This is a genomic window from Mesorhizobium sp. M6A.T.Ce.TU.002.03.1.1 (assembly GCF_003997275.1).
GTDB lineage: Bacteria > Pseudomonadota > Alphaproteobacteria > Rhizobiales > Rhizobiaceae > Mesorhizobium > Mesorhizobium mediterraneum.
Window position 1 is genome coordinate 30,901 of the sequence record NZ_RZTI01000001.1, and the last position, 20,254, is coordinate 51,154.

Genomic DNA, 20,254 nt, shown 5'->3' on the forward strand with positions numbered 1-20,254 from the left:
CGGACATGCGTCAGCCAATCCAGCGCAAGAGCCTTCAGGACCAGGCCACCGAGTGGCTACGCGAGGCGATCGTGCGTGGCGATTTTGCGCCGGGCGCGGTGCTGACCGAGCTGACCTTGACTGAACGCATCGGTCTCGGCCGTGGCACGGTGCGTTCCGCGCTCTTCGCGATGGAGGCGCAGGAACTGGTGACGCGCACGCCCTATTCGAGCTGGCGCGTGGCCGTGCTCGATGCCCAGGCGATCTGGGAGATCTACACATTGCGGGCGGCGTTCGAAGGTCTGGCCGCCCGCATTCTCGCCCAACGCCGCGCCGCTCTCGGTACCGATCTGGTCGAGGCGGCTTTTGCCGCCCTACCGGCGGCGAATGACGGCGGCACGGATGTGCGGGTGGCAGCCGATCTCGGCTTCCATGCCAGTTTCGTCGAGCAGACCGGGCACCAGCATCTGATCCGTCGCCACGGGCTTCTGGCCGACAAGATGGAGTGGCTCTATCGCTGGTCCGAAGCACACTGGCCCTGCCGCCAGCCGCTGGTCAGCGATCACCAGCGCCTGTTCGACGCGCTGATGAGGGGAAGCCCGGAAGCGGCCGAACAGGCCGTCCGCGACCATATCGCCGAGTCGATAGAGCTGGACGTCGCAGGCTTCTACGAACTTCAAGGACGCGGCGCGACGACGCCGCAACAGGAGCAGGTATGAACGACATCACCATTCTCGACGGCGGTATGGGCCGCGAACTCGAGCGCATCGGCGCGCCCTTCCGCCAGCCGGAATGGTCCGCGCTGGCGCTGATGGAAGCGCCCGAGATGGTCCGCCGGGTGCACGAGGATTATATTCGCGCGGGCGCGAAGGTCATCACCACCAATTCCTATGCGCTGGTGCCCTTCCACATCGGCGAGGGGCGGTTCCGTGCGCGCGGCGCCGAGCTGGCGTCGCTGGCCGGAAGGCTGGCGCGCGAGGCGGCCGACGGCACGCCCGGCGTGAAGGTAGCTGGATCGTTGCCTCCAGTCTTCGGTTCCTATCAGCCGGAACTTTTCAAGGCCGACCTGGCGCATGGCTATCTCTCGGTTCTGGTTGAGGGCCTCGCGCCCCACGTCGATTGTTGGCTCGCCGAGACCCAGAGCAGCTTGGAGGAGGCCCACACCGCCGCCGCGGCGGTGCGCGGCAGCGGCAAGCCACTCTGGCTGTCCTTCACCCTGCGGGACGATGTCGCGCCGCAGGACGTGCCCGAGCCGCAGCTGCGGTCCGGGCAGAGCGTAGCCGATGCTGCCCGTCTCGCACAGCGCACGGGGGCGGAGGCGCTGCTCTTCAATTGTTCCATGCCCGAGGTCATGGGAGCAGCGCTCCAAGCTGCGCGCATTGCCGCCCCCGGTCTGCCGCTCGGGGTCTATGCCAACGCCTTCGGCTCCCAGGACGAGGACGGCGCGGCCAACGAGGTGATCTCGGATATCCGGGCCGATCTCGATCCGAAATCCTATTGCCGCTGGGCCGACGGCTGGGTCGCGAAGGGTGCCTCCATCATCGGCGGCTGCTGCGGGATTGGCGCCGACCACATCCACCATCTGGCCGGGCATCTGCGCTGCGGGCATCTTTGATGCCTGTGGGCCGCGCAGAGCGGCTCTTGTCACCGGCGCCAGCCGCGGCATCGGCAGGGCGCTTGCCAAGGGGCTTGCCGAGGCAGGCTTCGGCGCCACCATCAACGCCATCTGCCCCGGGTGGGTATTCACGAAAGACATTTGCGCATCGTGATCGAGGTCGGACGGTCGTAGCCGTTGTGCGCCGTCCGTTCGGTTTCGCGAAAGCCGAGGCGGGCGAAGGCTGCATGATTTCCGGTCAGCTCGATCCGCGTCTGAAGCTCGATCGCCGGCTTGCCGCGGTTGCAGGCAAGATCCTCGACAGCTTGCATCAGTTGGCTGCCAATCCCCTGTCCTTGAAAGCCCGGTTCAACGGCGAGCTTTCCGACGTAGAAATCGTTGGCCCGCTCCAGAACAAAAACGCAGCCGACAATCCTGCCGTCCTTCAGCGCCGAAAAGCCCATCTCTTGCCGAGCCTTGTCCCGGAGATTTTCGACCGTGAGCCGATGTGCTGAGGATGGCGGATCGATGACGCCGTCCATCGAGGCGAAGGCGCGCATGATCAGCGCCAGCACCTCGTCCCATCGGTCGAAATCGGCGGGAAGCTGCGCGATGGAAACCAGGCTGCCCAAGATCTAGTTTCTCTTGTAGCGGATCGTATCGAAGCGCGCGGTCAACGCATCGTAAAGCAGCAGCCGGCCGACCAGCGGCTCGCCGATGCCGGCGATCAGCTTGATCGCCTCCATTGCCTGCAGCGTGCCGACGACGCCGGTCAGCACGCCGAGCACGCCGGCCACAGCGCAGGATGGCACCAGGCCGGGCGGCGGCGGTTCCGGAAAAAGATCGCGATAGCTTGGATATGGCTTGCCGTCCGCGCCGGTCTCGAACGGTTTCAGCACGGTCACCGAGCCGTCGAAGCGGCCGACGGCGGCATGTACCAGCGGCCGCTTTTCCGCGGCGCAGGCGTCGGCCACCGCATAGCGGGTTTCGAAATTGTCGGAACCGTCGACGACGATGTCATAGCGGGCGACGAGAGCAGGGGCGTTGTCCGCCGTCAGCCTGAGATTGTGCAGTTCCACGGCGACGTTGGGATTGATACGGGCGATCGCCGCTTTGGCACTGTCGGTTTTCGCCATGCCGACAGTCTCGGTGCCGTGGATCACCTGTCTTTGCAGGTTTGACAGCGAGACGCTGTCGTCGTCGACGATCCCGAGCGTGCCGACGCCGGCGGCGGCAAGATATTCGAGCACCGGCGCCCCCAGCCCGCCGGCGCCGATGACCAGGACCCGCGCACGCTTCAGTCGCTGCTGGCCGGCGCCACCGATCTCGGGCAGCACGATGTGGCGGGCGTAGCGTTCAAGCTCTTCGTCGGTGAGCGCGGTGATGTTCATTGCAAGACAATATAGCTGCCGAGAAATCTTGTCAGGCGTCTTTGGTTGGCCCAACCGTGCCGTGATCGACGGTCAGGAACTGCGCGCGTCCCTTGAGACTGGAAAACAGCGCCGCATCGGTCCCGGTCATGAAAGCCTGGCAGTTCAGCTCTTCGAGGATCGAGAACAGCGCGGCGCGCCGGCCTGCGTCGAGATGGGCGGCGATCTCGTCGAGCAGCAGGATCGGCGTCATGCCCGACATCTCGCCGGTCAGCCGGGCATGCGACAGGACCATGCCGACCAGCAGCGCCTTCTGCTCGCCGGTCGAACAGAGTTCGGCCGGCATCGCCTTGGGCCGGTGCCTCACCACGAGATCCGAACGGTGCGGGCCGTCTAGCGTGCGCCCGGCGGCGCGGTCGCGATCGCGGCCTTCGGCAAGGGCGCGGCGGAACCGCTCCTCGACATCGACGGCCGCGGTGGTTCCGACTTCGCTTTCCAACGCGCCCGACAGGCCGATATCGGCTTGCGGAAACGGACCCGCGCTTGGCAGCCTGTCGATCATCGCGGCAAGCAGGCGCACCAGTTCGGCACGCGCGGCGGCAATCGCCACACCGGTTTCGGCCATTTGCGTCTCGATCGCGTCGAACCAGGCGCCGTCACGCGAGCCTTCGGCGAGCAGCCGATTGCGGCCGCGCATCGCTTTTTCGTAGTCGAGCGCGCGCTGGCCGTGGCCGGGATCGATCGCCAGCACCTGACGGTCGAGAAAGCGCCGGCGGTCTGCGGCCGGCCCGGTGAACAACGCATCCATCGCCGGTGTCAGCCAGACGACGCGCAGCCATTCCAGCATGTCCTCCGCCGAGCGCGCTGCCGCGCCATTGATCCGCACCCGCCGGCCGCCCTCGCCGGCGGCGGCGCCGCCTGCAATGCCGGTGCCGATCTCGACCGGGCCGTCCGGCCCATCGAGCCGGGCATGGATGGCAAAGCCGCCGTCGCCGCCTTCGCGCGCCACGTCGGCATAAGGTGCGCGGCGCAGGCCGCGACCCGGCGTCAGCAGGGAAATCGCTTCCAGCAGATTGGTTTTGCCGGCGCCATTGTCACCGGAAAAAATCACGGCGCCGGGGTCGATGTCGATCGACAGCGTTGCGTAGTTGCGGAAATTCGTAAGCGATAGCTTACTTATACGAGTCTGCTGGTCGTGCGCAGACTGCTTCGCAACTCCGGTCATGACAGCAAGATGGCCTCGTTCAGGCCTACACCCGCATCGGCATCAGCACGTAGAGCGTGGTTTCGTCGGCCATGTCGTGGATCAGCGTTGGCGAACCGGCGTCCGCCAGCATGAATTTTGCCTCAGTGCCGGTCAACTGGGCTGCGACGTCGAGCAGATATTTGGCATTGAAGCCGATTTCGATCGCGTCGGACGAATAATCCGCAGCCAGTTCTTCGGTGGCGCTGCCTGAATCCGGATTGTTGACCGCAAGCGTGACCTGGCCTTCTCCAATCGAAAGCTTCACCGCGCGGCCGCGCTCGGAGGAGATGGTCGAGACGCGGTCGACGGCGGCGGCGAAACTCTGACGGTCGATGATCAGCTTCTTGTCGTTGCCGGTGGGGATGACCCGCTGATAGTCCGGGAAGGTGCCGTCGATCAGCTTCGATGTCAAAACCACACTGCCGATGGTGAAGCGGATCTTGGTGTCGGACAATTCGGTGGTCACGGCGATATCAGGGTCATCGACAAGTTTTTGCAGCTCGCTGACCGTCTTGCGCGGAATGATGATGCCCGGCATGCCCTCGGACCCTGCCGGCGCGTCGATCTCGGCGCGCGCCAGTCGATGTCCGTCGGTCGCTACCGAGCGCAGCTTCAGCTTGCCGTCGGCATCATGTGTGTGCAGATAGATGCCGTTCAGGTAGTAACGCGTCTCTTCGGTGGAGATGGCGAATTGGGTCTTCTCGATCAGGCCCCTGAGCGCAACCGAATCGAGCCGGAAGATATGCGAGAACGATCCGGCCGAAAGCTCCGGGAAATCGGATTGCGGCAGGCATTGGAGACGGAAGCTCGAGCGGCCCGAGGTCACCGTCATGGCGTTGCCGTCCTCGTCGGTCTTCAGCATGACCTCAGCGCCGTCGGCGAGCTTGCGCACGATGTCGTAGAGCAGATGCGCCGGAACCGTCGTCGCCCCGCCGCGCTCGACCTTGGCAGGCGTGGCTTCGGTCACCTCCAGATCGAGGTCGGTCGCCTTCATCTCGAGGGTGGCGCCTTCGGCGCTCAGCAGCACATTCGACAGAATCGGTATGGTGTTGCGCCGCTCGACCACGCGATGAACGTGATTGAGCGACTTCAGGAGATTTGACCGTTCCAAGATAACACGCATGACGAAACAGGCTCGCTTGAATGAATGAGCGGGTCTCCGGCAAGCGGTGCCCCGCGAAAGGTCTGAACAGGCTCAGAATCTGCATAAACTGATAGGAAAAACCCCGCAAGCGCAAGCCCACGCCACCGGTTCGAGCCGGTTACGCAGGCTTTCTGGGGATAAAGCTGGCGAAGCCCGCAAGCCAATGCTTGTCGCCCAAAAGTGCGCAGCGGTTTTGAGGCAACGACATGCATAAAAACGTAGATTTCAAGCGCGTCGCAGCCACACGACACGCTTTGTTTTTCGGGCCGGTCAGGCTTGATCGTTGATCAGTCTTCTCAGCAGTTCGAGCTCCTGCGCCAGCGTGTTGTCGACGCCTGAAAGATCCTCGATCTTGCGCACGGCATGCAGCACCGTCGTGTGGTCGCGGCCACCGAAACGCCGTCCGATCTCCGGCAAGGAGCGCGGTGTCATAACCTTCGACAGGTACATGGCGACCTGCCGCGGCTTGACGATCGTACGCGTGCGCCGGTTGGACAGAAGTTCTGTCTTCGAAACATTGTAATGGCGCGCGACGATGCGCTGGATGTCCTCGATGCGCACCCGCTTCGGCTCGCCCGAACGATAGATGTGGCCGAGGATCTCGTCGATGCGGTCGATGGTGATCTGCGGTTCGAACGACTGGCGGAACAGAAGCTGGTTGAACGCGCCTTCGAGTTCGCGTCCGCTGCCGGTCACCGTGCGGGCGACATGGTTGAGGATCTCCTCCGAGATGTCGAGCGATGCATCGTCAGCCTTTGCGGTGGCAAGGCGCAGCTTGAGCATGCCGATGCGCATGGCGAAATCCGGCGCCGACATTTCGAGCGCGACGCCGCCGTTGAGGCGCGAGCGGACGCGGGGCTCCAGCGATTCCAGTTCCGACGGCGGCCGGTCGGCGGCAACCACCACCTGCTTGGCGCTGTCGAGCAGCATGTTGATCAGATGGCAGAATTCATGCTGGATCGACTTGCCTTGCAGGAACTGCATGTCGTCGATGATGAGGAGGTCGATGTCGCGCAGCTGCTCCTTCAGCGTCAGCGCATTGTTGTCGCGGATCGCGGTGGCGAACCGCCACATGAAATATTCGGCCGTGAGATAGACGACGCGCGACTTTGGATTCTGCTTCAGCGATTCCGCCGCGATCGCCTGCAACAGGTGCGTCTTGCCCAGCCCCACCGTCGCGTGAAGAAAGAGCGGATTGAAGCGCACCGCGCTCGACTGCGATTCCGCCACCGCCTTGGCGGCGGCGAAGGCCACCCGGTTCGACGGTCCCTCGATGAAGGAGCCGAACGTATAGCGCGGGTCAAGCGGCGAACCGAGCACATTGTGCCTGAACTCGGTCTCTGCAGGCATTCCCGAGCGAGGTGCCGGCACCCGCTCCACCCTGCCGGGGCCCGCTGTTCCAGCGGCCAGCGCCGTTTGCGCTTGCCTTGTCATCTTGCGCGCTGGGGCCAGTTCGGGCTCGACGCCATTGCGCCCCGGGCGGGTAGCGGTGCGCACGACGATCTCGATCTTGAGGATTTCGGGATCCTCGTGTTTCCACAGCTCGGCGATGAGGTCGAGATAGTGGCCGTTGATCCATGAGCGCAAGAAGGCAGTCGGCACGGAGATGCGGACAATGCCCCGGGACGCTTCGGCGACCTTCATGCGCCCGAACCAGCTCGAATAGACTTCGGTTCCCAGACGCGCCTTCAACTGAGCCTTGACCCGGTCGAACTTCTGTTCCGCATCGTTGGAAGCCGACATAGTGTCCCCTCCGGTTAAGGTTCCAGGGAATGGGAGGTCGCCCGTAAGCTCCCTTTCGATGCCGCTCTGCATGATCGAGTTCCTTGTCCTTTTGTACCTTTTTCCGCCGGGGATACGCCTCCTGCATCCATGTTTCCGGCGACCGTGTCTTCGCTGCGACACCACCGCCGCCGCCGGCAGGTGATGTCGCCTCGTTGTCAGGGGACCGGCGCCGGCTCCTCAGAGCCAGCCCGTTTGGTCATGTCAGGGCAATACAATGCCGTCCGGCGAAAACGCCGGCGCGTCATGACCTGCCATATACAGTTACGCCAATCCCCTACCGTATCGAAAAAGACAAACCAAACCCGACGCGGAAATGATCCACGTCATGAATTCCGCCACTTTTTTGCTGGCCGATTCAGGCTGGGTTAAGGGCCAACAGGCCCGTCCCTCTCGATAGACCGACATTAACGAAATCGTTGTGGATAGGGCAAGGCCACGACTAACGGATTTTTAAGGAATGTGGTTACCGCAGACGGGTTCGAACCCTGTGTTGCACGGGCGTATTTTGACAAAGCCATTGTGATTCAAACCCTTTTCCGGCGAATATGAAAAAGGCCACGCCGCGCGAAATTTTCTGAAATAATTTTCTTGACAGGCAATTGTCCCCCATCCCCCGCACGCGATGTGAACAAGCTGTGGATGGACCGTCCGTAAGTTATTGAAAAGTAAGGGTAGTTTTTGACAGCTGATATTTTCATCGCGGGCGCTTTCAGCGGCCTTGAATATCAGCGGGCATGTATATGCCGGCAAAGCATTTTGAACATTGAAGTTCGCGCGGAGGTGTGGTTTGCGAGCATTCTTTTTAAGTACTTGCCGGCAAACGAAAAAACCCGGCGCGAGCGGCCGGGTTTAAAGAAGATCAGTTCTGGAAAGGTATATCAGGCCGACAGCACCTTGAGCCGCTGGGCCAGGCGCGACACCTTACGGGATGCCGTATTCTTGTGCACCACGCCCTTGGTCGCGGCGCGCATCAATTCCGGCTCCGCCACTTTGAAAGCAGCCTGCGCGGCGGCCTTGTCGCCCGAGGCGAGCGCCTCCTCGACCTGGCGGATATAGGTCCGCACGCGCGAGCGGCGGTTCTTGTTCATCGCCGTGCGACGGGCGATCTTGCGCGTTGCCTTTTTGGCCGAGGAGGTATTGGCCATGATGCCTCTCTTCTGATCTGGTGGGCGCATGCGGGATGCCGCAGGGCGCAAAAAACAAACGGGCAGCCACAGGGCCGCCTCGGTTGGTGCGCTTATAGTTCAGCTTTTCCGGCGCGTCAACGCTGCTTCGCCTTCTTTTTGGCCGCTGTTGTCGCTCGCATCCGGCCGCCGTCGTCACGATCTACCGGTTCGTGAAATTCGGCTTCCGCTTCTCGGTAAAGGCGGCCATGCCTTCCTTCTGGTCGTCGAGCGCAAACAGGGAGTGAAAAAGCCGGCGCTCGAACCGCAGCCCTTCGGCCAATGTCGTTTCATAGGCGCGGTTGACGGCCTCTTTCGCCATCATCACCGAGGGCAGCGAAAAATCGGCTATCTTGGCCGCCGCCTTCAACGCCTCCTCGATCAGCTCGTCGGCAGGCACGACGCGCGACACCAGGCCGCAACGCTCGGCCTCCGCGGCATCCATCATCCGTCCGGTCAGGCACATGTCCATCGCCTTCGACTTGCCGACGAAGCGGGTTAGGCGCTGTGATCCGCCCATTCCCGGCATGACGCCGAGCGTGATCTCGGGCTGGCCGAACTTGGCGTTGTCGGCGGCGATGATGAAGTCGCACATCATCGCCAGTTCGCAGCCGCCGCCGAGCGCATAGCCGGCCACTGCCGCGATAACAGGCTTGCGCGCCCGGGTGAACTCTTCCCAGCCGACAAAGAAATCCTGCACATAGGCGTCGGCAAAGGAGATCGCCTGCATTTCCTTGATGTCCGCACCTGCCGCGAAGGCCTTTTCGGAACCGGTGATGACCATCGCGCCGATGTCGGCATTCGCGCAGAAGCCGTTCACGGCCGCGACCACTTCCGCTAGGATTTGGGAGTTCAGCGCATTGAGCGCCTTCGGCCGGTTCAGCGTGATCAGCCCGACCTTGCCGCGGGTTTCCACGATGATCGTCTCATAGGCCATGACTGTATCTCCTCGCTCGGTCATCTACCTTACATCTGGCGTCCAGCTCACACACGGTATCCAGGCTGGCTCACAACTGACAAGTCCGGCAATAGAAGGTGGAACGCCCGCTTTGCACGACGCGCTCTATGTGGCCGCCGCAGCCGTGCTTTGAGCAGGGTTCGCCCTCGCGATCGTAGACCGCGAAGGAATGCTGGAAATAGCCCAGGGACCCGTCGGTCTGCACATAGTCGCGCAGCGACGATCCGCCGGCGGCGATTGCATCGGCGATCACGGCGCGGATTGCTTCGGCCAAGGCGTCGCTCTGCTGTCTGGCCTTCTTTCCAGGCTTTGCGATGGTGCCCGACTCGCGCAACGGCGACAGGCTGGCGCGCCACAGGGCTTCCGACACATAGATATTGCCGAGCCCGGCGATCAGCCGCTGATCGAGAAGTGCCACCTTCAGCGGCGACTTCCGGCCTTTCAGCAGCGAGGCGAGAAGCCCGCCGTCCAACGCATTGCCTGTCGGCTCGACGCCCAGCCCCGCCAGCATCGGATGCGTGTCGGGCGCCCCTTCCGAAAACAGCATGAAGCCGAAACGACGCGGGTCGTTGAAGGTCACGCGCGACCGGACGCCTTCAGGCGAGACGACATAGAAGACGACATGGTCGTGCACCGCGTTTTTCGAGCGCTCGTGATAAAACGCGCCCAACATTTCGCTGTTATCGGGCATTTCGCTGTCATCGGACATTTCGATGCGGAACGAACCAGACATGCCGAGATGGCAGATCAGCACCGGGCCGCCTGCCAGATACATCGTCAGGTATTTGGCCCGGCGACCGAGTGCCGTAATCGTCTTGCCGGTCAGCCTCTCCGAGAATTTTTCAGGAAACGGAAAGCGCAGGTCGGGCCGGCGCGCCTCGACGCGTGCGATGCGGGCGCCTTCCAGGACCGCCTGCAGGCCACGCCGGACCGTTTCGACCTCAGGCAATTCAGGCATGGCCGCCTATCGTTGCATAAAAGGAGGTGCCGTGGCGGCCGCGTGCCAGCCCAAGATGCTCGGCGACCGTTTCACCGATGTCGGCGAACGTCGTTCTGAGCCCAATGTCGCCGCCAAAACCTGGTCCCGTGCCGATCACCGGAATGCGTTCGCGCGTATGATCGGTGCCGTGCCAGGTGGGATCGTTGCCATGGTCGGCCGTGAGGATGAGAAGATCGCCGTGCCTCAGCCGCGCAAGCGCCTCCGGCAGCCGCCGGTCGAAGGCCTCGAGCGCGGCGGCATAGCCGGCAACGTCGCGCCGATGGCCGAACTCGGTGTCGAAGTCGACGAAATTGGCGAAGACGAGATCGCCGTCGCCCGCGTCATCCATCGCGCCGAGCGCCTTGTCGAACATCGCCATGTTGCCGGCGGCCTTGCGCACTTCCGAAATGCCGCGATGGGCGAAGATATCGCCGATCTTGCCGACCGCGATGACCCGGCTGCCGCGCGCCGTCAGCCGGTCGAGCAGGGTTGGTTCGGGCGGCGGCACCGAATAGTCCCGGCGGTTGTGCGTCCGTTCGAAGCTCGCGGCGGTTTCCCCAATGAAAGGTCGCGCGATCACCCGTCCGATGTTCAGCGGATCGACCAGCCTGCGCACCACCTTGCAGAATTCGTAGAGCCGTTCCAGGCCGAAGTGAACTTCATGCGCGGCGATCTGCAGAACGGAGTCGACCGAAGTGTAGCAGATCGGCTTGCCGGTGCGTATATGCTCCTCACCGAGCCGTTCGATGATCTCGGTACCCGGGGCATGGCAATTTCCGAGAACGCCCGGCACCTCTCCTTCGCGGATGATTGCTTCGGTCAGCTCGGCTGGAAAGGCGGGAACCGTGTTCAGGAAATAGCCCCAGTCGAACCGGACTGGCAAGGCGGCGATTTCCCAATGGCCCGACGGCGTGTCCTTGCCGCTTGAAATCTCCTGCGCTGCGCCATGGAAGGCGGAGGCGAGCTGGGCCTTGCCGCCGCTTTCGATGCTGAATCCTGTCGCGGTTTTTGCCGCGTGACCCAGACCGAGCGAGAGCATATTGGGTATGAAAAGCGGTCCTTTGCGCAGCCCCTCGCGATCCGCCCGGCCTTCCGCGCAGGCTCTGGCGATGTGTCCGAACGTGTTGGAACCGGCGTCGCCATAGCGCTCGGCGTCGGCCGCGCCGCCGATGCCGAAGGAATCGAGAACGAAAAGGAAGGCGCGCGCCATTGCAGGGTTCATTATTATTGTCTGTCCGTCCGCCCAGACATAGGGTTCCGCGGCGCCATTGGCAATTCGGAACCAGACGGCTTGGCGCGATAGTTGAGATGCCGCGAAATGCCGGCATAGGCATGGACCGATGAAAGGCGAGCGGGGACTCACATGAGGCATGCCTTGAAGGCCTCCGTAGCCATCATGACGATGCTGGGCGCATCCTGGTCAAACCCGGCGCGCGCCGATTGGCGGGACGACATCGGCACGTTTCGTGTCGGCATCGTTGCCGAGCCCGGCGCCGGCAACACCGTTCCAGGTCTTGAGCTGTTGACGGATGCCTACACCAAGGCGCTCGGCATGAGGGTGGAGTTTGTCGTTGCCCGCGACTACGCGGCGCTGATCGAGGCGCAGGCCAATGCCCAGATCGAATATGCGGTCTATTCGGCGACCGCCTACGCCACCGCATCCGAACGTTGCGAATGCGTCGAGCCTCTTGTGGCGCCTGTCGATTCCGACGGCGCGGTCGGCATCCGCTCCGTCTTGCTGACGCGGGACGGCAAGGTCCCGGATCTGGCCGCGATGGAAGCACATCGGGTCGCCATGGCGCCCCCGGACAGCGTCGGCGGTTCTCTCTTGCCACTTGCCGGGCTGGCCGCCGAAGGCGTCAAGGTTGCCGAGGACGCACCATTTCTGACGCACGCCAGTTCGGCTGCGGCGGCTGAAATGATGCTGGTCGATGGTGAGGCCGATGCCCTGTTCGGCTGGATGCCGGCGATGGCCGATGGCCAGCCGGATGTTCCGGGCGGCACGGTGGCCAGGCTGGAAATGGCAGGGATTTCGAAAGCAGCACTTCGGGTCGTGTGGACGTCCGGCGTGCTGCGATATGGTCCCCATGCCGTCCGCAGCGATCTCGACCCCGAAGCCAAACGGCGGCTCACCGTGTTCCTCATCAATCTCAGATCGATGTCGCCGGATGTCTACGATCTTCTGGAATGGAAACATTCCGGCGGCTTCGCCGTCGCCAGTCCGGATGACTACGCGATGGCCGCGGCGATCGTGCGCCTGGTGTCAGGCAACCATCGACAGCAATAGCAACCGGCGTCGGAGCATCGGAGCAAAAAAGAAGACCGGTTCTGTGTCAATCCGAGTTCAAAAAATGGAGCGGCGGTGCGGCTCGATTTGAGAGTCCGCCGCTCTGCCCGCGGTTGTTTCAGCAGGTGGCGCAAGGAATCGTCAGGCTCCTGCGGGGCCTGAGATAATATGTTTCCCCCATCGATATCTTGTTGAAGGCCGAGCTCAATCCAAGTCGCTTTTCGCTGTCCGCCGACCAGGTGATGATCGGCTCGTATGCAAGACTGCTTTCGACGCGAATGAGAAAGGTGTCCTTGATCTCAAGCGCTTTTGGAACCGTGGTGATGGAGTCCTTGGCGGCGTCGGCACTGAAGGCATCGCCAACCATCTTGCGTGACCACACGACCTGCACCTTCGGCGGCGTTTCGTTGGTGACCTTTATCGCGGTGATGACGATCTTCGGGGTCGAGCGGTTGTAGGGCTGAAGGGTGGAGTTGCCGATCGTCATGATCGCATCGAGATCGGCGGCGGAGATTATCTCCTGCTGGGTGACCAGATCCGCCACCATGCTGCCGATGCGGCTGACCTTCTTGCTGGTCTCGATGGCTTGCGAGGCTTCCATGGTCATGAAGTACATGATCAGCAGGACAGGCACGATGAAGGCAAACTCAACGGCCGCGACACCGCGGCGATCGCAGCAGAACCGGATGGCTTTCGTGCAGATCCCGGCGATCCCCCTATGTGCCCCCGCACGAACCATGCTTCATCCTTTTCCCACTCGCGCAACGGCGCGTTTCAGTCGTCGAACGGCTCGTTCTGCCAGGTCACCGATGCGAAATGCAGCGTTTTGCCATCCTTGAGATTGGCCATCGACTTGGCCATGAAATTGGTCATGACCGGCCATTTGTAGAAAACCCGCAGCATGTTCTTCGACGCAGCCAAGCCCGGGGCTACCGTGAAGGTCTCCGCGTTCGTGCCTTGCGTTAGCACGACGTCGCCGTCCTGGATCTTGAAGCCCGCCTTGGCCGCATCGGCGAAGGTCGGATATTCGCGCAGATCCACCAATAATCCGGGGCAGTCCTTGGCGACCATGATTTCCAGCCGGCTGCAGATCATGGCCTTCAGCGTGGCCTCGGTCATGTCGGCTGCCTTATCTTGGCCCGTCCGCAGCCGGCGCGCGACATCGTCGGTGGCGTTGGCCATCACCTCTTGCCCGGCAAATGAAATGCAGCTCTCCAGGATGGCAAAGACGAGGAGCGCAAACGGCACCGCAAGCATCGCGAATTCGATGGCTGTGCTGCCGCGCCGGTCACCAAGGAATCGCGCGGAAAAGCTCGCTCGTCCTGCTTTGCTCATGTCCCGTCGCTGCCGATCCTGAAGGGGTGTCGGAGGAAACATTAGCGGAAACCCATTGAGGTGCAGTTTGGATGATCGTTAAATTCGACGGAAGGGTTTTAAGCAGCCGATAACCGAAGCGGCATTTCTGTGAGACGAGAACAGTCCGGTTGCTTACCGGCCGGCGCTCATCTCGGCTTCGGAGGCTTTCTCCGCATCGCTCTTATACGAGCTTTCGCAATACGGTGTGCAGGACATGGTCTGTATTTCGGCACGTCGATAGATGCGCACCGACGACGCGTCCTGCCGCACGACAGTGATCTGCTCGTCGATGATCGGACTGCCCTCTTGATCGAGGACGACGAGGTTGGTCACGCCAAAGCCCTTGCCCGTCAGCACGATCGTCGAAGCATCCTGCACGGAGGCATCGGCGATCGCCGGATTGCCGACGACGATCGTATCGGCGGCGCGCGACAATTTGACGATCTTCGCCTGGTTCATCGTAACCTCGATGCCGGCGCCCGCATTGGCCGGCACGACGAAGGCCGTGGCGGCAAGAAGCGCGGCAATCGGAAAGGACGATCTCGGCCCGGTCATTGAAGCGCTCCACGGCGGCGAACTGCTCAACGGAACATGAACGAGATTGGTGAACCAACGGTTAAGCGGATGGGAGCCGTGGTGATGTCGGGATCGGAATCATGATCGCCTGGAGCGCGCCGCCCCTTTCTCAAATCGCTAAATTGCGGCTTTCACGGCCCTTGGGGTGTTTGTCGGGTTCGCGGGCGTCACTTAGTTTACGGTTAACCACGCAATGCCTTCGAAGCGGGAAAGGAATCGGTAAGGCTGTTTATTAAGCCGATCGAAAGAGCTTCTCCATAGATTGGCAGCATCCGATCAGCCGCCAAGAGAAGTTGACGGAATTGCTGTAACACCTGGAGTAGGAGCTCTCGAATGTCTAATCTCATTGCACGTTTTGTGAAGGACGAATCCGGCGCGACCGCCATCGAATATGGTCTGATCGCCGCCCTCATCGCACTCGCTATCATGGTCGGCGCCGGTCAACTGGGCAATAGCATCAACCAGAAGTTCAAGGATATCTCCTCGACGCTGAACGGCGCCTGATAATAGCGACGTTAGTCGCTTTTTCGGATCAAGGGCCGCCTCGTTTGGCGGCCCTTATTCGTTGTGTCAGGCGATTTTGAATTCCCGGCCTCATCAATCGTTAATCGAACACGTCTAGGCTGGGCCAGGTACCATGGGCGCTGCGCTGATGATTGAAGCCTTGATCTTCGTTGTCTTTCCGTTCTGCATGCTTTTCGCCGCGATCTCCGACATGCTGTCGATGACGATCGCCAATCGCGTGCCGGTGCTGCTCGTGGCTGTTTTCGCTCTGGTCGCACCGCTGACGGGCATGGACTGGGCAACCTATGGCTTGCATTTCGCCTCCGGCGGCCTTGTCCTCGCCGTGACGTTCGGTCTGTTCGCGCTCGGCGGCATGGGAGGCGGAGACGCCAAGCTGCTGGCCGCCACGGCCCTCTGGATGGGGCTGAACATTCATCTCGTCGAATATCTCGTGGCCTCGGCATTCATCGGGGGCCTCCTGACGCTCGCCATCCTCGCTTATCGCAAATCGCCGCTTGCAGCCGTTACAAGTCACAATCCGTTTTTACGCCACTTCGCCGACGAGACGACCGGCGTACCCTATGGCATAGCGCTCGGCATTGGCGGGCTGCTCACCTTTCCGAATTCGCCGTTGATGGCGTGGGCACTCGTAAGGCTGGCGGCCTAATTCTCGCCGCCAACTTTCCCTCGTCAGACTAGGCTTCCACTATTTCGATTTTGGCGTTGGAGCAGGCGGCTTGGCCGCCTTTTTTACGGGCCGAACCGGATGCCTCAAATTTATGTAAACCTTAAATTAATCACGATCGTAAGCATTATATTAACCTTGTTTTGACGATTGCCGCTGCAAGGTCCGGCTTGGCTACGTGGTTTGCCAAGAGGTTCGGACAAATGCCAGCATCCCGACTGATCATTCTAGGCGTGGCGGTGGCCGCGGCGGGTGGCGCAGGCTATGTTGCAAAAAACATGGTGGCGGCTCCGCCGCCTCAAATTGTCGATTCCGGCCCCACGGCGCCGGCAATCGCGCTGCAGGACGTGCTTGTCCTGTCCAGCGACGTTCCGATGGGCAGCCCGCTCGAGAACAATATCAGCTGGCAGTCCTGGCCGGCCGACGGCATCAATGCGAATTTCATAACCCGCGCCGCGGAGCCCGAAGCGCTTGAGAAGCTGAAAGGCGGTGTTGCCCGTGTGGCGATGTATGCCGGCGAGCCGTTGCGGCGCTCCAAGCTGATCGGCGAGGGACAGAGCTTCATGTCGTCGATCCTGCCCTCCGGCATGCGGGCCGTCGCCACAGCCGTATCTGCCGACACCTCGGCCGGCGGCTTCATTCTTCCCAACGATTTCGTCGACGTCATCATGACCCGCAGAGCCGATGCCGCGAGCGGCAGCAGCGGTTTTACGACCGAAACCATCCTCAAGAACATTCGCGTCCTGGCAATCGACCAGACGATCCAGGAGGACGAGGAAGGCAAGAGGACCAGGGTCGGTCAGACCGCCACGCTGGAACTGACACCGCAGCAGGCGGAGATCATCACCGTCGCCCAGCAGATGGCCGATCGCCTGACATTGGCGCTGCGGTCGATCAGCGACACCCAGGAGAAGAATCTGGGCGAGGCCGACTATCTCGTTTCCGGCAATGGGCGGCGCGGAACGGTGCGATTGATAAAGTCGGGCGAAGTTTCCGAAGTGGGGGCAAGGCAATGAGGCTACACGCTGGACTGCCGGTCACCGTGGCTGCGGCAATCGGCCTGTTTCTCCTCGGAACGAATGCGCATGGTGTCGTCGAGGCAAATGCGGCAGGCAGGAATGCCGAGGTGTCGGCTTCGACCGCCACCCAGCGCGTCAAGCTCGGTCTCAACAAATCGGTGGTCATCGACCTGCCGAGCGACGCCTATGACATTCTCGTCGCCAACCCCGCGGTCGCCGATGCGGTGACCCGCACCGCCCGGCGCATCTATCTGTTCGGAAAGGCGGTGGGCGACACCAACATCTTCGTCTTCGGGCCCAATGGCGAGCAGATCGTCAGCCTGGATCTGGCGGTCGAACGCGACGTCGCCGGGCTGGAAGACTATATCAGGCGCTTCATCCCGTCATCGGCCATCACGGTCGAATTGCTGAACGATAACGTCGTCCTGACCGGAACCGTGGACACTCCCCTGGACGCCAAGCGCGCGGTCGATCTGGCCACCATCTTCGTGTCCGGCGGTGAAGCGACCACGGGACAATATTCGCAGACCGCCTCCGGCGGCTCGGCCGAAGCCGGTGTCGACATCGACAATCCGGATTCCGAGCGCCGCGTCAGCCAGATCGTCAACCTGCTGCAGATCATCGGCGACGACCAGGTGACGCTGAAAGTGACGGTGGCCGAAGTCAGCCGCTCGGTGATGAAGCAGCTCGGCGTCAACCTTATTGGCGACGGCGGCAGCAACGGCATCAGTTGGAGCGCACTGACCAGCCCCGCATACGGATTGGGAAAGCCACTGTCGCAAAACTCGGGACTTTCAATCGGCACCTCGGCGCTTCAAGCGTACATCAACGCCATGGAGCAAAGCGGTGTCATGAAGACGCTGGCCGAGCCGACATTGACCGCAGTCTCGGGTGAGAAAGCGACTTTCAAAGTCGGCGGTGAATTCAATCTCATCACAAGCCGAACGAACAACGTTTCAGGCGACAATCAAACGGGCCAGGTTACTTACACCAACGAAAAGCTCGAATATGGAATTGGCCTCGAATTCCAGCCTGTCGTGCTCTCGGCGGGCCGCATCAGCCTTAAAGTGAGGACGTCGGTTTCGGAGCCTACGACGGAAGGCGCCACAGTGCTCGAAGGGGGTGGTGACTTGCCCGGCACCACTTTGCTGTCGATCCGCAAACGCCTGGCCGACACCACCGTCGAATTGCCTTCCGGCGGTTCGATGATGATCGCCGGCCTCGTTCGAGACGATATCCGGCAGGCGGTCGCGGGGCTGCCCGGGCTGACCAAGATACCGGTGCTCGGCACGCTGTTCCGCAGCAGGGACTTCGTCCGCAACGAAACCGAGCTCGTCATCATCATCACGCCCTACCTGGTGAAGCCGGTGGCGCGCAACGAGCTTGCCAAGCCGGATGATAATTTCAACGCGGCCAGCGATGGCGCCGGCATGTTCCTTGGCCGTGTCAATCGCGTCTACGGCACCATGCAGACCGACAAGCCCAACGGCCGTTACCACGGCGTTGTCGGCTTCATCTACAAGTGATCGGGGAAGCGGACATGTCGCAGTCAGCGTCGAAGCCAAGGAAGATCATCGCAGCGATGCGGCCCGGCCGTTCGCGGACCTACCGGCCGGCCATTCCGGTCCTGGCGATTGCGGTCGCGGCATTGCTGGCGGGCTGCGCCAAGCGGGACAGCATCACGGTTGGTGCCGTTCCGGACGACTATCGCACCACGCATCCGATCGTGATCGCTGAGAAGGTCCAGAAGATCGACCTTCCGGTCGGCGCCGGCGACCGCGGCATGACCGGGTCTCAACGCGCCACGCTTCTGGGTTTCCTGGACGGCTACGACAAGAGTGCCGCTCCGGCTCTGACGATCTCGATCCCGAGCGGTTCGGCCAACGAGATCGCCGCGACCGCAGCCGGTCGCGATTTCGCCAAGCTTGCGATTGCCAGCGGCATCAGCCGCAACCGGATCGCCGTGACTACCTACCAGTCGGTTTCGGCCGAAGCGTCCGCGCCGATCCGCGTCGCCTTTGTCTCGGTGAAGGCCCAGACCGATAAATGTGGGCGCTGGCCCGAAGATCTGCTGGAGACGTCGGAAAACAAGCACTACGCCGATTTCGGCTGCTCTTATCAAAACAATCTTGCCGCCCAGATGGCCAACCCAGCCGATCTAATCGGGCCGCGCAAGCAATCCGATATCGACGCGGAAAATCGCGGCGAGGTGATCGACGTCTACCGCCAGAGAGGCATTTCGGACGAGTTCCTCGGCAATTCCGAAGTGGAATATTGAGCTTGAGCCGCGCAGGTCACGGAAAGAAATGACAATGAGCAATCTTGCCTACGACGCAGGGCTAGACGGCGGCGAAACCTCGCAGCAGGATATCGCCGCCATGCAGGCGTTGCGGCCGATTCCGCGCATTTCGATCCAGGCATTTTGCGAGACCGAAGGCGTTGCCAATCCGGTCGAGCGCGCCGGCGAGGATCGCCGCATGGCGAAGGCCCATCTGAAGGTCCATATGGGCGGCATCGCCACCGCCATCGAATTCTACCAATCGGCGCCGACACCGAACTTGATCCTGCTGGAATCGCGCAGCGAGCCGACGCAATTGCTCGAGCAGCTCACGCAGCTCTCCGAATATTGCGATCCGACCTCCAAGGTCGTGGTCATCGGCCACTACAATGATGTTGGCCTTTACCGCGAGCTCATCCGCTCCGGCATTTCCGAATATGTCATCGCGCCGGTGTCGATGGCCGACATCGTCAGCGTGATATCGTCGATTTTCGTTGATCCGGAGGCCGAGCCGATCGGCCGCTCGATCGCCTTCATCGGCGCCAAGGGCGGCGTCGGCTCCTCGACCATTGCCCACAATGTGGCCTGGGCGATGTCGTCCCTGTTCAAATCTGAAGTGGTCGTCGCCGACCTCGATCTTGCTTTCGGAACGGCCAACATCAATTTCGATCAGGATCCGGCGCAAGGCATTGCCGAGGCGGTCTTCTCACCGGAGCGCGTCGACGAGGTCTATCTCGACCGGCTGCTTGCCCAGTGCGCCGAGCACCTGTCGCTGCTTGCAGCACCTTCAACGCTCGACCGGGTCTACGATTTCGATCCCGACGCCTTCATGCAGCTTATCGACACGGCCCAGCGCAGTGTGCCGCTTCTGGTGCTCGATATCCCGCACATCTGGACAGGCTGGACCAAGAACACGCTGGTCAAGGCCGACGAGATCGTGATCACAGCGACGCCGGAGCTGGCCAATCTGCGCAACACCAAGAATCTCGTCGACATGTTAAAGCGGCTTCGCCCGAACGATCCGCCGCCCAAGCTGATCATCAATCAGGCAGGCGTGCCGAAGCGCCCGGAGATTGCGTCATCCGACTTCGCCGACTCGCTCGGCCTGTCGCCGATGTCGGTGATTCCTTTCGAGCCGCAGCTGTTCGGAAATGCCGCCAATAATGGGCGCATGCTCGGTGAAATGGATGCCAAGAACCAGGTCGTCGGCATGGTCAACGAGATTGCGCATGTGCTGACCGGGCGCAGCGAAATCAAGGCAAGAAAGAAAGCGGGCCTGGGCAATCTCCTTGGCAAGCTCTCGCGCAGCAAGAAGTGATGCTTTCGCAGCG

21 protein-coding genes are annotated in these 20,254 nt (G+C 62.0%); 9 read left to right on the forward strand and 12 right to left on the reverse strand.

The features are described from left to right. Window positions 1-5: 5 nt before the first annotated feature. A complete protein-coding gene (locus tag EOC93_RS00160) occupies window positions 6-698 on the forward strand; it encodes a GntR family transcriptional regulator (protein ID WP_127203543.1) in 693 nt (230 codons plus the stop codon). Then, window positions 695-1,594 carry a homocysteine S-methyltransferase family protein gene (locus EOC93_RS00165; protein ID WP_127203544.1) on the forward strand — a complete coding sequence of 300 codons (900 nt, stop codon included), beginning with the start codon at window positions 695-697 and terminating at the stop codon, window positions 1,592-1,594. The genes EOC93_RS00160 and EOC93_RS00165 overlap by 4 nt, the downstream gene beginning before the upstream one ends. A 128-nt stretch (window positions 1,595-1,722) precedes the next feature. Here the strand turns inward: EOC93_RS00165 and EOC93_RS00175 are convergent, their stop codons facing one another. The 9 genes from EOC93_RS00175 to EOC93_RS00215 form a co-directional block, all read right to left on the reverse strand. Further along, on the reverse strand, window positions 1,723-2,205 hold the full coding sequence (locus EOC93_RS00175) for a GNAT family N-acetyltransferase (RefSeq protein WP_127203546.1): 483 nt from the start codon (window positions 2,203-2,205) through the stop codon (window positions 1,723-1,725). A gap of 3 nt (window positions 2,206-2,208) precedes the next feature. Continuing rightward, window positions 2,209-2,964, reverse strand: coding sequence for a molybdopterin-synthase adenylyltransferase MoeB (locus tag EOC93_RS00180; RefSeq protein ID WP_095487898.1), 756 nt, complete (start codon window positions 2,962-2,964; stop codon window positions 2,209-2,211). 31 nt (window positions 2,965-2,995) lie between these two features. Beyond that, on the reverse strand, window positions 2,996-4,168 hold the full coding sequence (gene recF / locus EOC93_RS00185) for a DNA replication/repair protein RecF (RefSeq protein WP_127203547.1): 1,173 nt from the start codon (window positions 4,166-4,168) through the stop codon (window positions 2,996-2,998). Between the two features lie 25 nt (window positions 4,169-4,193). Then, the gene (gene dnaN, locus EOC93_RS00190; protein ID WP_095487902.1) at window positions 4,194-5,312 is read right to left on the reverse strand and encodes a DNA polymerase III subunit beta; all 1,119 of its coding nucleotides are present in this window, start codon (window positions 5,310-5,312) and stop codon (window positions 4,194-4,196) included. A gap of 291 nt (window positions 5,313-5,603) precedes the next feature. Further along, window positions 5,604-7,076, reverse strand: coding sequence for a chromosomal replication initiator protein DnaA (gene dnaA / locus EOC93_RS00195; RefSeq protein WP_245329992.1), 1,473 nt, complete (start codon window positions 7,074-7,076; stop codon window positions 5,604-5,606). A gap of 920 nt (window positions 7,077-7,996) precedes the next feature. Beyond that, entirely contained in the window at window positions 7,997-8,263 is a 267-nt protein-coding gene (gene rpsT, locus EOC93_RS00200) for a 30S ribosomal protein S20 (protein ID WP_095487906.1), read from the reverse strand. A gap of 181 nt (window positions 8,264-8,444) precedes the next feature. After that, window positions 8,445-9,218 (reverse strand): enoyl-CoA hydratase, encoded by a 774-nt coding sequence (locus tag EOC93_RS00205; protein ID WP_127203548.1) that lies wholly within the window; start codon window positions 9,216-9,218, stop codon window positions 8,445-8,447. 70 nt (window positions 9,219-9,288) lie between these two features. Further along, a complete protein-coding gene (gene mutM / locus EOC93_RS00210; protein WP_127203549.1) occupies window positions 9,289-10,197 on the reverse strand; it encodes a bifunctional DNA-formamidopyrimidine glycosylase/DNA-(apurinic or apyrimidinic site) lyase in 909 nt (302 codons plus the stop codon). After that, complete coding sequence (locus EOC93_RS00215; protein WP_127203599.1) at window positions 10,190-11,428, reverse strand: phosphopentomutase; 1,239 nt, start codon at window positions 11,426-11,428, stop codon at window positions 10,190-10,192. The genes mutM and EOC93_RS00215 overlap by 8 nt, the downstream gene beginning before the upstream one ends. Before the next feature lie 153 nt (window positions 11,429-11,581). On the opposite strand from EOC93_RS00215, the gene EOC93_RS00220 reads away from it, so the two are divergent. Then, complete coding sequence (locus EOC93_RS00220) at window positions 11,582-12,505, forward strand: PhnD/SsuA/transferrin family substrate-binding protein (protein WP_127203550.1); 924 nt, start codon at window positions 11,582-11,584, stop codon at window positions 12,503-12,505. Window positions 12,506-12,623: 118 nt separating this feature from the next. On the opposite strand, the gene EOC93_RS00225 is transcribed toward EOC93_RS00220, so the two are convergent. The 3 genes from EOC93_RS00225 to EOC93_RS00235 form a co-directional block, all read right to left on the reverse strand. Further along, entirely contained in the window at window positions 12,624-13,244 is a 621-nt protein-coding gene (locus tag EOC93_RS00225; RefSeq protein WP_127203551.1) for a TadE/TadG family type IV pilus assembly protein, read from the reverse strand. 35 nt (window positions 13,245-13,279) lie between these two features. Continuing rightward, entirely contained in the window at window positions 13,280-13,840 is a 561-nt protein-coding gene (locus tag EOC93_RS00230) for a TadE/TadG family type IV pilus assembly protein (protein ID WP_095487918.1), read from the reverse strand. Window positions 13,841-13,993: 153 nt separating this feature from the next. Continuing rightward, entirely contained in the window at window positions 13,994-14,416 is a 423-nt protein-coding gene (locus tag EOC93_RS00235; protein WP_127203552.1) for a pilus assembly protein N-terminal domain-containing protein, read from the reverse strand. Between the two features lie 354 nt (window positions 14,417-14,770). On the opposite strand from EOC93_RS00235, the gene EOC93_RS00240 reads away from it, so the two are divergent. The 6 genes from EOC93_RS00240 to EOC93_RS00265 all read left to right on the forward strand — a co-directional run bounded on the left by EOC93_RS00240 (window position 14,771) and on the right by EOC93_RS00265 (window position 20,241). Further along, entirely contained in the window at window positions 14,771-14,941 is a 171-nt protein-coding gene (locus EOC93_RS00240) for a Flp family type IVb pilin (protein WP_126103734.1), read from the forward strand. A 148-nt stretch (window positions 14,942-15,089) separates the two neighbouring features. Then, the gene (locus tag EOC93_RS00245; RefSeq protein WP_127203553.1) at window positions 15,090-15,608 is read left to right on the forward strand and encodes a prepilin peptidase; all 519 of its coding nucleotides are present in this window, start codon (window positions 15,090-15,092) and stop codon (window positions 15,606-15,608) included. A gap of 221 nt (window positions 15,609-15,829) precedes the next feature. Continuing rightward, window positions 15,830-16,642 (forward strand): Flp pilus assembly protein CpaB, encoded by an 813-nt coding sequence (cpaB, locus tag EOC93_RS00250; protein WP_126103732.1) that lies wholly within the window; start codon window positions 15,830-15,832, stop codon window positions 16,640-16,642. After that, entirely contained in the window at window positions 16,639-18,171 is a 1,533-nt protein-coding gene (locus EOC93_RS00255) for a type II and III secretion system protein family protein (protein ID WP_126103731.1), read from the forward strand. Before cpaB ends, EOC93_RS00255 begins: the two co-directional genes overlap by 4 nt. Window positions 18,172-18,185: 14 nt before the next feature. After that, the gene (locus EOC93_RS00260; RefSeq protein WP_127203554.1) at window positions 18,186-18,923 is read left to right on the forward strand and encodes a CpaD family pilus assembly protein; all 738 of its coding nucleotides are present in this window, start codon (window positions 18,186-18,188) and stop codon (window positions 18,921-18,923) included. Window positions 18,924-18,951: 28 nt separating this feature from the next. Next, a complete protein-coding gene (locus tag EOC93_RS00265; RefSeq protein WP_126103729.1) occupies window positions 18,952-20,241 on the forward strand; it encodes a CpaE family protein in 1,290 nt (429 codons plus the stop codon). The last annotated feature ends 13 nt before the right edge of the window (window positions 20,242-20,254 follow it).

Bases quoted from the DNA above. Each gene is read 5' to 3' on its own strand.
- EOC93_RS00160 (WP_127203543.1), top strand. From the start codon at position 6: ATGCGTCAGCCAATCCAGCGCAAGAGCCTTCAGGACCAGGCCACCGAG.
- EOC93_RS00165 (WP_127203544.1), top strand. From the start codon at position 695: ATGAACGACATCACCATTCTCGACGGCGGTATGGGCCGCGAACTCGAG.
- EOC93_RS00180 (WP_095487898.1), bottom strand. From the start codon at position 2,964: ATGAACATCACCGCGCTCACCGACGAAGAGCTTGAACGCTACGCCCGC.
- recF (WP_127203547.1), bottom strand. From the start codon at position 4,168: ATGACCGGAGTTGCGAAGCAGTCTGCGCACGACCAGCAGACTCGTATA.
- dnaN (WP_095487902.1), bottom strand. From the start codon at position 5,312: ATGCGTGTTATCTTGGAACGGTCAAATCTCCTGAAGTCGCTCAATCAC.
- dnaA (WP_245329992.1), bottom strand. From the start codon at position 7,076: ATGTCGGCTTCCAACGATGCGGAACAGAAGTTCGACCGGGTCAAGGCT.
- rpsT (WP_095487906.1), bottom strand. From the start codon at position 8,263: ATGGCCAATACCTCCTCGGCCAAAAAGGCAACGCGCAAGATCGCCCGT.
- EOC93_RS00205 (WP_127203548.1), bottom strand. From the start codon at position 9,218: ATGGCCTATGAGACGATCATCGTGGAAACCCGCGGCAAGGTCGGGCTG.
- mutM (WP_127203549.1), bottom strand. From the start codon at position 10,197: ATGCCTGAATTGCCTGAGGTCGAAACGGTCCGGCGTGGCCTGCAGGCG.
- EOC93_RS00215 (WP_127203599.1), bottom strand. From the start codon at position 11,428: ATGGCGCGCGCCTTCCTTTTCGTTCTCGATTCCTTCGGCATCGGCGGC.
- EOC93_RS00220 (WP_127203550.1), top strand. From the start codon at position 11,582: ATGAGGCATGCCTTGAAGGCCTCCGTAGCCATCATGACGATGCTGGGC.
- EOC93_RS00225 (WP_127203551.1), bottom strand. From the start codon at position 13,244: ATGGTTCGTGCGGGGGCACATAGGGGGATCGCCGGGATCTGCACGAAA.
- EOC93_RS00230 (WP_095487918.1), bottom strand. From the start codon at position 13,840: ATGAGCAAAGCAGGACGAGCGAGCTTTTCCGCGCGATTCCTTGGTGAC.
- EOC93_RS00235 (WP_127203552.1), bottom strand. From the start codon at position 14,416: ATGACCGGGCCGAGATCGTCCTTTCCGATTGCCGCGCTTCTTGCCGCC.
- EOC93_RS00240 (WP_126103734.1), top strand. From the start codon at position 14,771: ATGTCTAATCTCATTGCACGTTTTGTGAAGGACGAATCCGGCGCGACC.
- EOC93_RS00245 (WP_127203553.1), top strand. From the start codon at position 15,090: ATGATTGAAGCCTTGATCTTCGTTGTCTTTCCGTTCTGCATGCTTTTC.
- cpaB (WP_126103732.1), top strand. From the start codon at position 15,830: ATGCCAGCATCCCGACTGATCATTCTAGGCGTGGCGGTGGCCGCGGCG.
- EOC93_RS00255 (WP_126103731.1), top strand. From the start codon at position 16,639: ATGAGGCTACACGCTGGACTGCCGGTCACCGTGGCTGCGGCAATCGGC.
- EOC93_RS00260 (WP_127203554.1), top strand. From the start codon at position 18,186: ATGTCGCAGTCAGCGTCGAAGCCAAGGAAGATCATCGCAGCGATGCGG.
- EOC93_RS00265 (WP_126103729.1), top strand. From the start codon at position 18,952: ATGACAATGAGCAATCTTGCCTACGACGCAGGGCTAGACGGCGGCGAA.